The sequence below is a fragment of the Actinoplanes sp. NPDC049599 genome (assembly GCF_044465625.1).
GTDB lineage: Bacteria > Actinomycetota > Actinomycetes > Mycobacteriales > Micromonosporaceae > Actinoplanes.
Genome location: NZ_JBITLX010000032.1, coordinates 92,462 through 106,406, shown reverse-complemented (window position 1 = coordinate 106,406; position 13,945 = coordinate 92,462). Strand labels below are relative to the sequence as shown.

The 13,945-nt window shown below is 72.8% G+C and carries 11 protein-coding genes; 10 read left to right on the top strand and 1 reads right to left on the bottom strand.

Going from position 1 to position 13,945, the window contains the following annotated elements:
• The first annotated feature begins 244 nt into the window (after positions 1 to 244).
• The 9 genes from ACIBQZ_RS36900 (at position 245) to ACIBQZ_RS36860 (ending at position 11,340) form a co-directional block, all read left to right on the top strand.
• Positions 245 to 1,231 carry a hypothetical protein gene (locus ACIBQZ_RS36900; RefSeq protein ID WP_396093532.1) on the top strand — a complete coding sequence of 329 codons (987 nt, stop codon included), beginning with the start codon at positions 245 to 247 and terminating at the stop codon, positions 1,229 to 1,231.
• Between the two features lie 85 nt (positions 1,232 to 1,316).
• Complete coding sequence (locus ACIBQZ_RS36895; RefSeq protein WP_396093531.1) at positions 1,317 to 2,177, top strand: dolichyl-phosphate beta-glucosyltransferase; 861 nt, start codon at positions 1,317 to 1,319, stop codon at positions 2,175 to 2,177.
• Positions 2,140 to 3,522: a glycosyltransferase family 4 protein gene (locus tag ACIBQZ_RS36890; protein WP_396093530.1), complete on the top strand. Its 1,383-nt coding sequence runs from the start codon at positions 2,140 to 2,142 to the stop codon at positions 3,520 to 3,522. Before ACIBQZ_RS36895 ends, ACIBQZ_RS36890 begins: the two co-directional genes overlap by 38 nt.
• Positions 3,519 to 4,991, top strand: coding sequence for a glycosyltransferase family 39 protein (locus tag ACIBQZ_RS36885; RefSeq protein WP_396093529.1), 1,473 nt, complete (start codon positions 3,519 to 3,521; stop codon positions 4,989 to 4,991). Before ACIBQZ_RS36890 ends, ACIBQZ_RS36885 begins: the two co-directional genes overlap by 4 nt.
• Positions 4,988 to 6,595 (top strand): glycosyltransferase family 2 protein, encoded by a 1,608-nt coding sequence (locus tag ACIBQZ_RS36880; protein ID WP_396093528.1) that lies wholly within the window; start codon positions 4,988 to 4,990, stop codon positions 6,593 to 6,595. The genes ACIBQZ_RS36885 and ACIBQZ_RS36880 overlap by 4 nt, the downstream gene beginning before the upstream one ends.
• Complete coding sequence (locus tag ACIBQZ_RS36875; RefSeq protein ID WP_396093527.1) at positions 6,592 to 8,823, top strand: PIG-L family deacetylase; 2,232 nt, start codon at positions 6,592 to 6,594, stop codon at positions 8,821 to 8,823. The genes ACIBQZ_RS36880 and ACIBQZ_RS36875 overlap by 4 nt, the downstream gene beginning before the upstream one ends.
• Positions 8,820 to 9,938, top strand: coding sequence for a glycosyltransferase family 4 protein (locus ACIBQZ_RS36870; protein WP_396093526.1), 1,119 nt, complete (start codon positions 8,820 to 8,822; stop codon positions 9,936 to 9,938). Before ACIBQZ_RS36875 ends, ACIBQZ_RS36870 begins: the two co-directional genes overlap by 4 nt.
• Before the next feature lie 78 nt (positions 9,939 to 10,016).
• Positions 10,017 to 10,550 carry a serine hydrolase domain-containing protein gene (locus ACIBQZ_RS36865; RefSeq protein ID WP_396093525.1) on the top strand — a complete coding sequence of 178 codons (534 nt, stop codon included), beginning with the start codon at positions 10,017 to 10,019 and terminating at the stop codon, positions 10,548 to 10,550.
• A 187-nt stretch (positions 10,551 to 10,737) separates the two neighbouring features.
• A complete protein-coding gene (locus ACIBQZ_RS36860) occupies positions 10,738 to 11,340 on the top strand; it encodes a PAS domain S-box protein (RefSeq protein WP_396093524.1) in 603 nt (200 codons plus the stop codon).
• Between the two features lie 878 nt (positions 11,341 to 12,218).
• On the opposite strand, the gene ACIBQZ_RS36855 is transcribed toward ACIBQZ_RS36860, so the two are convergent.
• Complete coding sequence (locus ACIBQZ_RS36855; RefSeq protein ID WP_396093522.1) at positions 12,219 to 13,403, bottom strand: hypothetical protein; 1,185 nt, start codon at positions 13,401 to 13,403, stop codon at positions 12,219 to 12,221.
• A 218-nt stretch (positions 13,404 to 13,621) separates the two neighbouring features.
• Between ACIBQZ_RS36855 and ACIBQZ_RS36850 the strand changes: the two genes are divergently transcribed.
• On the top strand, positions 13,622 to 13,894 hold the full coding sequence (locus ACIBQZ_RS36850) for a DUF1876 domain-containing protein (RefSeq protein ID WP_396093521.1): 273 nt from the start codon (positions 13,622 to 13,624) through the stop codon (positions 13,892 to 13,894).
• Positions 13,895 to 13,945 lie beyond the last annotated feature (51 nt).

Below are 13,945 nucleotides of genomic sequence, written 5' to 3'. Positions count from 1 at the left end.
CACCCCCGCCGGAGGGAACTGCTCTTTCTGGTTGGGTTGACCTCTACCCCTGCTTTTCCCCGCCGGACGCCCCGGTCTGCTCCCCCGCCCCGGCCCCCCCCCCCCGGCGCCGGTGCGCCCGGGACCCGGCGCACCGCGAACGTGTCCTATGTAGGTGTTGCTCGGGACTGCCGGCTCTGTCGCTGCGGCCCGCCCGGGCATGTGCTGGAGGCAGGTGACGAGCGTCCCGGGGGGAGGATGGCCGATGCGATTCCCCGCCCTCCGGCACGTGGCGGCGGTGTGCCTGGTGCTGGTGCTGACGATCGTCCTGGGCGCGGTCACCGTGCCCGGGGACGACCCGGGGGTCACCGGCCCGTCGTCCCGGCCGCGGATCCTGTGGGGCATCGGCGATCAACTCGGGCCGGCGCTCGGCAGCTTCTTCTTCCGCGACGGCGTGGCCGGGATGGTCACGGCGTGGTTCAACGGACCGGCCGACCTGGACTGGATGCGGCAGGTCGAGGGCCCGGCGGTGGCCGAGGTGTACGCCGCGGGCGCGGCCGTCGAGCTGGTGGTCTGGCTGGCCGACGAGCCGCAGTACGCGATCAGTGATCGTTTCCAGTCCGACATCCGCCTGCTGACCCGGCTGCACAAAGGCCCCGGACCGCACTACGGTCCGCTGTACGTCGTGCTGTTCTCCGAGTTCGAGACCTACCGCGACGGTGACCCGGCCTACCGCGACGCCCTGATGACCGCCTATCAACGGGCGGTCGCGGCGATTCACGACGAGTACGACAGGGCGCGCGTGGCGCTCGGCTTCGGCGGCTACGCCTGGGACGGGGTGCACGACCGGGACATCGCGCGGTTCCGCGACGAGATCGCCGTCAGTGACTTTGTCGCGGTCCAGCAGATGCAGCCGTGCGACGACGAGGTCGGCGGCCGCAACATCGCGGTCGCCAAGGTCCGCGGCGCGGTGCGTCAGCTCGGCGGCTTCGGCAAACCGGTGATGGTCTCCCACTTCAAGTTGTGGGGCGACGCCGGCTGTCAGCGCACGGCGTTCGAACGGTTCGCCGCCGAGGTCTTCACCACCGCGTCGCTGGCGGACCTGGCCCGCGACGGGCTGTTCGCGTGGGGCTTCATGGCGGACCACTACAGCAACGACGCGAGCCCGGACGATGACGCCGTGCGCCGCGTCGAGAGCCACCGGGCGACGCTCCGGCACCGTGCCGAGCTTCCGTCGGCCGGCGTGCCTTAGCACGGTGCGGCACACGGGGAGGAGAACCATGGATCTACTGCGCAGCGGCGGTGTCCGGAGCCGGGCGCCGAGCGGTCGTGGTCGGGTGATCACCGATGTCGCCCGGTCGCCCGTTGATCTCGAGGTGGTGATTCCCGCCTTCGACGAGGAGGAGCGGCTCGGGGCCACCCTGCGGGCGACCGCCGAGGTCCTGTGGTCGCAGCCGTGGAGCAGCCGCATCGTGGTGGTCGACAACGGCAGCACCGATCGGACGTCCGAAGTGGCCGACGACGTCGCCGGCCGGGTCCCGGTGCTGGTGATCGGATGTTCGCGGCGGGGCAAGGGCGCCGCGGTGCGGCGGGGGGTCCTCACCTCCCCGGCCCGCTGGGTCGGGTACTGCGACGCCGATGCGGCGACCCCGGCGAAGCTGATCGCGCCGGCCGTGGACCTGCTGATCGCCGGGCACCCGATCGTGATCGGCTCGCGGTACTGCGCCGGCGGCCGGGTGATGGTCCGGCAGTCCCTGCTCCGGCGGCTCGGCGGCCGCGGCTTCCGCACGCTGAGCCGCCGCCTGGTCGGTGACCTCACCGACACCCAGTGCGGCTTCAAGTTCTTCGACGGCGACCTGGCCCGGCGGCTCTTCGCCGAGTCCCGCACCACGGGGTTCGCCTTCGACCTGGAACTGCTCGCCCTGGCGCACAGCGCCCACCTGCCCGTGGTTGAGCTCCCGGTCGACTGGTACGACCGGCGCGGCTCCACGCTGCGCAGCGTCCGGGACGGCATCCGGGCCTACCGGGAGTTGCGGGGGCTCCGGATGATCGCTGAGGAGCCGGTCGACATCCTGACCCTCGATCCGGGCCTGCTTCCCCCCTGCCCACCGGAGGCTCCGGCGGCGTCCGCCGGGCCGGCGACGACGGGGGAGGTGTGTGGTGAGCCGGATCCGGATTGCCGTTCTGAACTGGCGTGACTGTGCTCATCCGCGGGCCGGCGGTGCCGAGCTGTACTGCGAGCGCGTCGCCGCTGAGCTGGTCGAGCAGGGCGTCGCGGTGACCTACCTGACCGCCAGGGTCCCCGGGCGTCCCTCGACCGAGGAACACGACGGTTTCCGGCTGGTCCGCAGGGGCGGCACCCTGACGGTGTACGGGGCCGCGCTGATCTGGCTCTGGCGGCACCGCGGGGACATCGACGGCGTGATCGATTCGCAGAACGGCATACCGTTCTTCTCCCCGCTGGTCCTCGGCCGGAAGGTGCCGGTGGTGCTGCTGATCCACCATGTGCATCAGCGGCAGTTCCGGCAGTACTTCCCGTGGCCCGTTTCCGGCGTGGGCCGGTGGCTGGAGCGACGCGGCACGGCGCTGGTGTACCGCCGCCGGCCCATCGTGACCGTGTCACCGTCGTCCCGGCACGCCATCCGGCGCGAGCTCGGGCTCAAGGGACCGGTGTTCATCACCCCGTGCGGCACCGACCTGCCGGCCGGCGCGGCGGTGGCCCGCGCGCCGTCGCCCCGGATCGTCCTGGTCACGCGGCTCGTCCCGCACAAGCGGGTCGAGCTGGTGCTGGATGCGGTGGCCGAGGCGCGGCAAAGTGTGCCGGGCCTCGAACTGCACCTCGTCGGTGACGGTCCGTCCCGCGCGGCCGTGACCCGGGAGATCGAGCGGCGCGGCCTGGCCGACTGCGCCGTCGTCCACGGGCGGCTCGACGAGGCGCAGAAGTGGAGTCTGCTGCGGACGGCCTGGCTGACGGTCAGCGCCTCGGCCGGGGAGGGCTGGGGGCTGAGCCTGGTGGAGGCCGGCGCGCTCGGCGTTCCGGTCGTCGCGCTGCGCGTACCGGGGGTGCAGGACGCCGTCCGGGACGGCCGCACGGGTCTGCTCGTCGACGACGAGGCCCACCTCGCGCAGGCCATCGCCGACCTGGCCGAACGGCTGAGGGACGAGGCCGAGGCGGAACGGTGGCGGGCGCGGGCCCGGGCCTGGGCCGCCGGTTTCCACTGGTGGCGGACGGCGCAGCAGATCCGGCGGGTGCTGGAGGCGGATGCGCGCCACGTCCCGGCTGCCCGGGACAGGCGGACCGCGGGTGACGTGTCGACGGTGCTGGAGCTGACCGGCGCGGTTCCGGATCTGCCGCGGCTCCGCGGCCTGACCAGGCGCACCGACAGCTGGTCCCGGGAGGGTGACACCGTCGTGGGGCTGCTGCACGGCGCCGACGAGATCGACGCGCTGACCGTCGTGCGCCGGCTCGGGCTGTCCTCGCGCCCGGACATTCGCATCCGCCTGCGCCTGGCGCGCCCGTACGACCTGTTGAGGTACGCATGACCGGCGCAGCTCTTTACGTGCAAGCCGCGGCCGGCCAGAGCCACCGGCGGCGCCTTTCGTTCGACCACGCCGCCCTGGCCGTCGTGACTGTGGTGGGGGCGCTGCTGCGGCTGTTCCCGCTGCGCAGCGTCTGGCTCGACGAGGCGATCAGCATCGGGCAGGCCCGGCTGCCGTACGGCCGGATGCTGACCCAGTTCATGAACGACGACCTGCATCCTCCACTGTGGGGCAGCGTGCTGTGGCTGAGTCTCCGGGTGCTGGGTGACGGGCCGCTCGCCGTACGGATCCCCTCGGTGATCGCCGGAACGGCCTGCATCCCGCTGACCTACCTGCTCGGCCGGGAGCTCTACGACCGCCGGGCCGGCCTCGCCGCCGCCGTGCTCATGGCCGTCGCGCCGCTGGCGGTGTGGTACTCCGGTGAGGCCCGGATGTACGCCTGCTACCTGCTCTTCTCCGTCCTTGCACTGCTGGGCCAGGCGCGGGTGCTCAACCGCGGCGACCGGCTCGGGTGGACGCTGTTCACGCTCGGCTCCGCCGCCATGATCTACACCCACTACTTCTCGGTGCTGCAGCTGGCCGCCCAGCACCTGATCTTCGCCGTGGCCGCGACCCGGGGGCGGATCGGCGGCCACCGCACCGCCGGCTTGCGGCGACCGTGGATGCTGTCGATCGCCGCCACCGCCGTCCTCTGCCTGCCGCTCGCCCCGTACGCGATCCAGCAGCTCACGCACGCCGGCAGCCCCGGCGGCGCCGCGACCACCGGCGAGCCGGTCTCGGCGTACGTCGTCGCCGCGAACCTCGTCTGGAGCGTGTGGGGCTACCACGCGGACACGCTCATGACGCGGCTGGTGGCGCTCTGGCCGGCCGCCATGCTGATCGTGCTCGCGCTGCTGGGCAAGGGGCGATCGTGGGCGACCAACCTGCTGGTGGCCGCCGTGCTGATTCCCGTCCTGGGCGCCCTGGTGATCAGCGTGCGCGCCCGGACGTTCTTCGAGGTCCGGTACTTCATCTCGGTCCTGCCCGCGCTGCTCCTGCTGGCGGCACGGGCCGCCACCGGCTGGCTGTCGAGCACCGCCGCCCGCGCCACCGCGGCCGGCCTGCTCGCGCTGACGCTGCTGGCCGGGCTGGCGAACGAGCAGTTCAACCCCGGCAACCCCCGGCTGTACGACTACCGGAGCGCCTTCCAGTACGTCGCCGGGCACGCCCAGCCGGGTGATCTGATTCTCTACGCCCCGGACTATCTCAGCCCGGTCATCGACTACTACCGGCCGGAACCGCCCGCTGCCGCGGTGCGGGAGGACGCGCCGCTGCCGCCGTCGCCCGGCCGGATCTTCCTGATCGCCAGCTTCCTGAACGACCCCGGCACGGCCCGGCTGGCCGAGACGACCGTGTACACCCTGGAGCACAGCGGGCGGACCGTCCGGCAGACCAGACACTGGGACAACGTCACGCTGTGGGTCCTCGCATGAACGGCAGCGATCCCCGCACCGCGCCGCCGCCCTGGCAACCACAGCCGGCGAGCCGGGGCGAGGCCATGACGTTCCGGCTGCTCGCGGGGATCTCCGCCGTCTCGGCCCTGTGGTACTTCGGGTGGCTGCTGCAGCCGCACCGGGTCGGCAACCCGGTGCTGTACGGCCTGCTGGTCCTGGCGGAGCTGTTCAACCTGGCGCAGGCGCTCGGGTTCTGGTGGACCTGCGCCCGCCCGTCACCCCGCCCGAAGGCCGCGCCGCCGTCCCGCCGCGGGTGGGACGTCGACGTGCTCATCCCGGTGTACGGGGAGCCGGTCGACGTGGTCGAGCCGGTGGTCCGGGCCGCGGTGGCCCTGCGCGGCGCCCGTGTCCACGTCGCGCTCCTGGACGACGGCCACGCCCCGCAGATGGCGTCGCTCGCCGCCCGGCTCGGCGCGGCCTACCACTGCCGGCCGTCGCATCGGGGCGCCAAAGCCGGCAACCTCAACGACGCGCTGGCCCGCACCGACGCCCCGCTGGTGGCGGTGCTCGACTGTGACCACGTGCCCGGTCCGCTGTTCCTCGAGGCCACGGTCGGGCACTTCGCCGCCCCCGACGTCGCCTTCGTCCAGACGCCGCAGTACTACGCCAACGCCGCGCGGAACGAGACGGCCGGCGCGGCCTGGTCGCAGCAGGCGCTGTTCTTCGGCGGCATCGCGACGGGCAAGGCCGCGCTGGACGCCATGTTCTGCTGTGGCACGAACGTCGTCTTCCGGCGGGCGGCCCTGCGGGCGGCCGGCGGGTTCCCGGAGTCGTCGCTGACCGAGGACTTCGACCTCTCGGTGCGGCTGCACGCGGCCGGGTGGCGGTCGGTGTACGTCCCCCAGGTCCTCGCGCAGGGGCTCGGCCCGGAGGACGCCGCCTCCTACGTCAGCCAGCAGCTGCGCTGGTCGCGGGGCTGCATCTCGGCGCTCCCGCAGGTGCTGCGGGCGCCCCTGCCGTTCCGCATCCGCCTGCAGTACCTGCTGTCGGCGTCGTACTTCCTGTACGGCTGGACCCTGGCCGTGTACATGCTGATGCCCCTCGTCCGGATTCTCCTCGGCGCGCAACCGCTCTCGTCGACCAGCGCCTCGGCCTTCCTGCTGCACTTCGCGCCGTACTTCGTGCTGTCGATCGCCGGGGTGGCCCGGGCCGGTTCCGGTGCGTACACGTTCGGCGCGTTCGCGCTCTCGGCCGCGACCTTCTGGGTCGGCATCGTGTCCACGGTGCGGGCGGTGCTCCGCCGTCCCGCGGCGTTCGTGGTCACGCCCAAGAACGGCCACGGCGGCCGGCAGCCCCGCGTGGTCGCGCCGGCTCTCGCCACCGCGGGGCTGCTGATCGGGGTCTCCGCGTGGGGGATCGGGCACGACCCCAGCCCCGGCGTGCTCAACGGGGTGGCGTTCGCGCTCATCCACGCGGTCGTCCTGTTGCGCGGGTGCGCCCCGGCCCTCCGGGCGGGTCACCGGGGCCGCCGGCTCGGCGTACCGGTCCAGGGCCGCGCCGCGGTGGTCACCGCCGCGCCGCGACCGGTGGTGCTCACCGGCACCCGGGCGGCCGGGCCGGAACCCGTCCGGAGGGCGTCGTGACCGCGCTGGAGCCGGTGCGGGCGCCACGGTCGCCGGCGCCGCCCGGTGACACCGACGAGCTGCGCTCGGGGTCCCGGTGGTTGCTGCTGTCCACCGTCGCGGCCGGGGCCCTGAACTACGGATACGCGCTGGTGCTGCTCCGGCTGCTGCAGGCGGCGGACTACGCCACGTTCGCCGCCGGTCAGGCCCTCCTGCTGGCGGTGGGGGCGATGGCGCAGTGCGCCGTGCCGTGGGTGCTGGCGCACGAGCTGGCCTCCGCACGGTCGGACCGGCTGCGCCGCCGCGCCGCGGTGTCGTTCGCCCTGCTGGCCAACACCGTGGCCGGCCTGGCGGGCGCGCTGGTGGCCGCCGGGGTGGCGGGCCGGTTCGCGTCCGGGCCGGCCCGGCTGGTCATCGCCGGCTCGGTGGTGGCCATCTTCGTCTCGAACACCACGATCGGCTGGCTCCAGGGTGAACGCCGGTTCGGTCTGCTCGCCACCGTCGTCGTCGCCGAGGTGGTCGTGAAGATCGTGGTCGGCGTGGGCCTCATCGCCGCCGGCTTCGGCGGTGCCGGGGCGCTGGCCGGCTTCGGCGCCGGGGCGCTGTCCGCCGTGCTGTTCGGCGTCGTCTGCATGCGGCACGACCTGCGCCCGGTGCTGGCGCTGGAGCAGTTGCGGCGCTCGCTGCGCACCACGGTCGCGATGACCTCGATGCAGGGTCTGCTGGCCGCCCAGGCGAATCTGGACGTGCTGCTGGTGGCCGTGCTGCCGCTGCCGCTCGACGAGGCCGCGGGCTACCAGGCCGCCGCCGTGCTGGGCCGGGTTCCGGTGTTCGTGTCCACCGGCCTGTCGCTGGTCATGTTCCCGCTGCTCACCGAGAGCCGGGACCGGGCCGGCGTGCTCCGCCGGGCGATGAGCTGGTACGCGGCGATCGCGGCGGTCGTGCTGGCCGTGCTGTGCACCGCGCCGGCCGAGCTCGTCGCGATCGTCATCCCGGTGCGGTTCACCGGCTCGGCGGCCCTGCTGCCGCTGCTGGCCGTGGTCGGCATGGCGGTCGGTGTCGTCGGCCTGATCACCGCCTACCTGCAGGCCCTGCAGCGGTACCGGACGGCGATCCCGGTCCAGGTGGGCGGCCTGCTGGTGTCGGCGGCGGCCATCGCCGCAGGTTGGCGGGTCGGCGGCCCGGCCGGTGTCGCGGTGGGCGCGGCGCTGGCGGCGGCGGGAACGGCGATCGTGTTGCAGGTGCTCGCCCACGGTTCCGGGCGGCGCTGGAACCCCGTGCCGCTGAGGTCACTGGTCCTGCCGGCGGCACTGGCCGCGGTGCTCCTGCCGCTGCGGGCGTACCCGAAAGCCTGGCTCGTGGCGGCGGTCGCCGCCGGCTGCTGCTGCGGATACCTGCTGCTGCGGGCACGCCGTCCGGCCAGGGCGGCCGGCGCCGGCGAGCGCGCCGCGGCGGAGCCGGTGGCGTCGTTCCCGGGGCCGTACCTGTTCGTCTCGCCGCATCTGGACGACTGCGTGCTCTCCTGCGGTGCGCTGCTGACGGCGCTGCGGGACACCCGTCAGGTGACCGTGGCGACGCTGTTCACCGCGGCGGCGCCCGGCCCGGTGTCGCTGTCGGCCCGCAGCTATCTGCGGCAGTGCGGGGCACGCGACGCCCAGGCGCTGTACCGGGCCCGGCGCGAGGAGGACCGGAAGGTGCTGACGGAACTCGGCGTGGAGGTGGTGCATCTCGGCCTGACCGAGGCGCTCTTCCGCCGCCCGGAGCGGATGACGAGCGCCCGGCGGCTGGCCGCGCGGTGGTGGCCCGAGCTGGGCCTGACCTATCCGACGTACCGCCTGCACGTGATCACCGGGCGGCCGTCGCGGCGCGACGCGGCCGTGGTGCGGCGGGCCGCCGACGAGATCATGGCGCTCGTGGCCGCCCGGCGCCCGGCGACCGTCTTCCTGCCGCTGGGACTCGGCGGCCACGTTGATCACCTCATCGCCCGGTCCGTCGGCGAACGCTGTCCCGGCCTGGCGGTCTACTACGCGGACTTCCCCTACGCCACGCGGCACGCGGCGGACCCGGAGTTCGTCCGGCGGCACCACCTCGTAGCGGTCGAGCGGCACGAGGGGGTGGCGGGCAAGCAGCGGCTGATCCGGGGCTACCGGTCGCAGTTCACGGCGCTGTTCCCCGACGGCGCCGTGCCGAGCCTGCCCGAGCGCTACTTCGTGCCACCGCGGGTGCCGGACGGGGTGAATCCGCCGTGACCACGACACCGCGTCGAGCGCGGCGGCCCCGGATCGTCGTCTCCCTGTTCGACCACCCCGCGTACTCCGGTGGTGGCCCGGTGGTGGTGCGGCGGATCATCAACCGGCTGAGCCGGGACTACGAGGTCGTCCTGGTGACCACGGACCGCTGCGGGATCGACCTGCCGGCCGGCGTCAAGGTGATCGCCTTGCCGGTGGGCTGGGCCGGGCCCCGCCTCGGCCAGCTGCTCTACCACCCGCTGCTGCGGCTCGCGGCCCTGGTCGTCCGGCACGATCTGTGGATCGAGAGCTTCACGCCGCCGTTCTCGTCGAGCCTGCTGCCGATGGTGACGCGTCGTCCGGTCGTCGGCCTCGCGCAGAGCCTCTCCGCCCGCGGCATGGCCCGCAAGTACCGGCTTCCCGTCCTCGTGCCGATCGAACGCTTCGCGCTGCGTCGCTACCACCACGTGATCGTCCTCAATCCGCGCGACCGGGACCTGGTCCGCGCGTGCAGCCCGGCGGCGACCGTCCGCCTGATACCGAACGCGATCGAGATGCCCGGCGCGCCGCCGGCCCGGCCGGGAACCGGCTCGTTCTGCCTGTTCCTGGGCCGGGTGGAGGTCACCGGGAAGGGGCTTGATCTGCTGGTCGACGCGTACCGGCGGGCCGGCGCGTGCGCGCTGCCGCTGATCGTGGCCGGCGCCGGCACCCGGGCCGACGAGCTGCGCCTGGCGAGGCTCATCCGGCCGCTCGCCGGCCGGGTCCGTCACGTGGGGTACGTCCGCGGCGCCCGCAAGAGCGACCTGCTGAACGACGCCGCCTTTCTGGTGATGCCTTCACGCGAGGAGGCGTTCGGCCTCGTCGCCCTCGAGGCGATGGCGCACGGCAAGCCGGTCGTCCACTTCGACCTGCCGGAGCTGACCTGGATCCCGGCCGAGTGCGGGGTGAAGGTCGCGCCCTTCGACGTCGGGGGGCTGGTCCGGGCCGTCGAGGAGCTGTCGTGCGACACGGCCCGGCGCACCCGGCTGGGCCGCAACGCCCGCGCCTACGCCGAGCGGCACAACGCGGCGGCGACCGATGACGCCTACGCCACGCTGGTCGCCGAGGTGCTGACCGGGCGGACCGTCGGGACTTAGGGCCGATCGCCCCTTCCGGAACGGACACCCGCCGGAGAAACCTCGCCCTGACGGGAGCGGCGAGGGAGGGTGTCAGTGGTGGCGGCGGCCATCGCCCTGCAACGGCCGCTGTGGACGCCGGGCACCCGGCACGGCTATCACGCGATCACCCTCGGCTGGTACGAGAGTGAGCTGGTGCGCCGGGTGGACCCGGCCGGGCGGACGCTGGGGCGCTTCTTCGCCGAGGAGATCGCCGGGCCGCTGGGCGCCGACTTCTTCATCGGCCTGCCCGGCGGCTTCGACCCGGAGCGCCGGGCGGCAGTGCACGGCCGGCGGAGCCTGGCGATGCTGCTGCACCTGCGGGAGTACGCACCGCGGACGCTGCTGGCGATGCTGCGGCCGGGCAGCCTGACCCGCCGGTCGGTCAGCAATCCGCGGGATTTGATGGTGGACACCGCCCTGAACACACCCGAGCTGCTGCGGGTGGAGATTCCCGCGGGCAACGGTGTCGGCGACTCGACCAGCGCGAGATCGCCGTCCGGGACGCGCTCTTCAGGGGCGTGCTGGGCGAACGCCCGCAGCAAATCGCCGCTTCGTAACATTATTCCGATATGCGACACAAGGCACTTCTGAACCTTTCCGGTGTTCCGGTGTCCCAGCGGCAGCCTCCGTGTTGGACTGCAGTCTCGGCACCGTACCCATCGCGCCTCGGCCCGCTCTCGTGCGGTGCGCAGCTGCTCGACAGGTTCGACCTGGAGGGAAGATGGACAGCCGGGACCACGCTGTGCAGATCCACGACAGAACCGGTCAGACCGCCACGATGACGGACACCAGGCTGGCGGCGTTGCTGATCGACGCGGTCGACGAGTACGCGATCTTCATGCTCGATCCCGAGGGCCGGGTCGTGACCTGGAACGCGGGCGCACAACGGATCAAGGGTTATGAGACCGACGAGATTCTCGGGCGGCACTTCTCGCTGTTCTACCCGCCCGAGGACGCCCGTGCGGGCAAGCCGGACCGGGTGCTGCGGGACGCGGCCGAACGCGGCGTCGCGCACGACGAGGGCTGGCGGGTCCGCCGCGACGGCAGCCGCTTCTGGGCCGCCGTGACCGTCACCGCGATCCGCGGCGCCGCGGGCCGGATCGACGGCTTCGCGAAGGTGACCCGCGACGACACCGACCACCGGCGCATGGAGGAACAGGTCCGCCGGCTCGAACTGCTCAACGAGCGGGAACGGATAGCCAAGGCGGTGCACGACACGGTCGTGTACCGGATCTTCGAGGCCTCGATGATCATGGAGAACGCCCTGGGTCTCATCGGCAACCGGCTCGCCGTCCAGCAGATCACCGCCGCGGTGAACGTGCTCGACGCGACGCTCAAAGAGATCCGCGGTGTCGTCCTGGCCCTCGACGAGAAGAACTGAACGAGCGGCAACCGATCCCGCCGTCGCAGCCTCGGCGGCAGCCTTCCCGCAGATCTTGATGAGCTAAAACGTTCCAGAGTCTTTTGCATGGCTGGTGTGATGATCGATCGCCATCCCCCGGACGGGCGACACGCTTCTGCCGCGCCGAACGGCCGCGCCAAGCATTGCCGGAGGCCTGCCCGCCGCCGAACCTGCAGCACTGGGCCACATATTGAGCAGGATTCTCACATCGCAGGAACTCCTAAGAGAACAGAGGGCGTAAAAGTCACGAAGCGAGCAGCGAATTGTCGATCTTGTGGACTTAAGGTTCGGAGCTCACACCACATCAACAAGATCGAAATCTTGCGCGTCGGTGGCGGTCGGCGCGCGGCCCACGTCACTCCGGCGGGCCATTGCCATCGCCCGATACACCAACCACGCAAAAGACTCTGGAGCCGAACCACACCGCTACAAGGTCCACCACTCACGCCCCTTTCCTCCTGAGATGAACCCTTCAACCTTCAGGGGACAACCCGCATACCGGACGAACCCGGCAACGGGCTGAAACACGAGGGGCCGTGATCCAGGAATGGCGAGAGTCGAGCGGGCCGCCCTCGCCGGGATCGCAGGAGATGTGCGCACGCGGTCCACCGCGTCCGCCGCCGGATGAGACAACGTCGCCACCGGTGCCGAGGCCCCGTCACCGGGACCTTCGGTCCTGATGTCAGGGCCCCGGCATGCCGAACGCTGGGCGGAACGATGACGATGTGGGGCGACATCATGCGGGTGAGAGAAATCATGACCGTCGCGGTGCTCACCCGGACCGTGCCCGGCGTCGCCGCGCCCTCAGGCTGACCACGTCGGTGGCCTCCTGAGCCGTCGTCGTCGCCGGGCCGGGCTCAGTCCACGCCGCGGATCATCGCGACGGTGGTGTTGTTGAAGCTCACCGCTTCACTCAGGGGCGCGCGGCCGCCGCTGTCGCCGACGGCCCAGGACTCGATGTCGAGGTGCCCGGTGGTCATCGCGGGCGGGGCCCGGAACGCGTAGCGGTGGGTCGTCATGCCGCCCGGCAGGGGCGGGTCGATCGTCACCGTGAACGACACCTTGTCCTCGGTGACCGGCGGCCATCCCGTCCCGGCCCGCTCGAGACCGGACGGCGGGAAGAAGACGAGCTTGACGGCCCGCGGCCGGGTGCCCCAGCGGTGGCTGACCGTGACCTGCACCGTGCCGTAGCGGTGGTCCGCCACGACCGGCCCGAGGGTCAGTTCACCGGCGAAGATCCGGGTCTCGGTGACCGCGGGGTTGACCGGCATGCTCGTCGGGCCGCTGGTCTGCTCGAAGCGGCCGTCCTGCCACCGGTAGCCGCGGGTCTGCCAGGTCACCGGCGTCCGATCGTCGCAGCAGCCCTGGTAGTCGCCGACCCGGACGGTCACCGTGCCGGAGCGGGAGACCCGCGCGCTGCCGGTACGGAGGTCCCGGAGCTCCCCGGTCGTGCTGACGACCGTGCCCAGGGTGACGATCCGCCCGGCGCGGTCCCGGTCGAACGCGACCAGCTGCTTGCTGCCTCCCTCGATGAGGCAGCCGATCTCGGCCACGGTCTCCTGCGCGCCGTCCCGATCGACGTCGCCGTAGGTCACGGCGAGGATGACGACGTGTTCGGCGTACGGAGCACTTCCGGCCGGCACCTGACGGGACGGGATGTCCGCCTGCCCGTCGCGGAACCGGACTCTGCCCTGCACGCCCTGGAAGTTGTCGGCCGGCCAGCGCGGGATGTCCAGGGTGGCGTTCTTCAGCACCCGCAGGGAGATGCGCCCGTCGGGTGGCCGCGAGGGCGCCGCGGACGACGGGCTCGGCTCGGCCGACGGTGCGGTCGTCTCCGGGGTCGCGGACGGCGGCGCCGCGCCCGGCTGGGTGTTGTCGTCGGGAGCGCCCCGGAGCAGCAGGAACAGCGCGATCGGCAGCACGAGCACCAGCGTGGTCAGGGCGGCCAGCAGGGCGGCCCGAACGGCCGGGTGGCGGTGCCCGGCGGCGGGCGCGGGGTCTGCGGGCACCGGCGGGAACTGCAACGTGGGCTGGTCGGACATCGGACACCTCCAGTGGCGCGGCGGTCCGACGGAACTCTTCCTCCATGGTGTGCCGATGCCGGGCACAGCGGCAGAGTCCAAGGTCTCGGACCGCTTCCCGGGCCGTTGGGCCCGGGCGGTGCCCACCTCCGGCTCTGCCCCGGCGATCCGTCCGGCGCGACCATCGAACGGGGTGCGGACCGCGCCGCCCCCGGCAGGAGGACAGGAGGTGCCGTGCCATGCATACGCGTACGTGGACGGTCGAGATTCTTATCAGTGAGTACGACGACGAACGCCGGACCCGCGCGGAAGCACGTCTGCACACCGACGCCCGCAATCCGTTGCGGGGTGAGGGCGAGGCCCGGCGGAGCCCGGCGGACCGGGAGGTGCCGGAGATCGGTGACGAGCTGGCGACCGCGCGGGCCCTCGCCGACCTGGCGTACAAGCTGCTCGACGCGACGGCGGGCGACATCGAACAGTTCACCCACCGTCCGGTGCACCTGACGTCCTGAACGAGGGCCCGGGGTGCCGGGTACTTCGGCCCTGACCGGGACCACACCGCG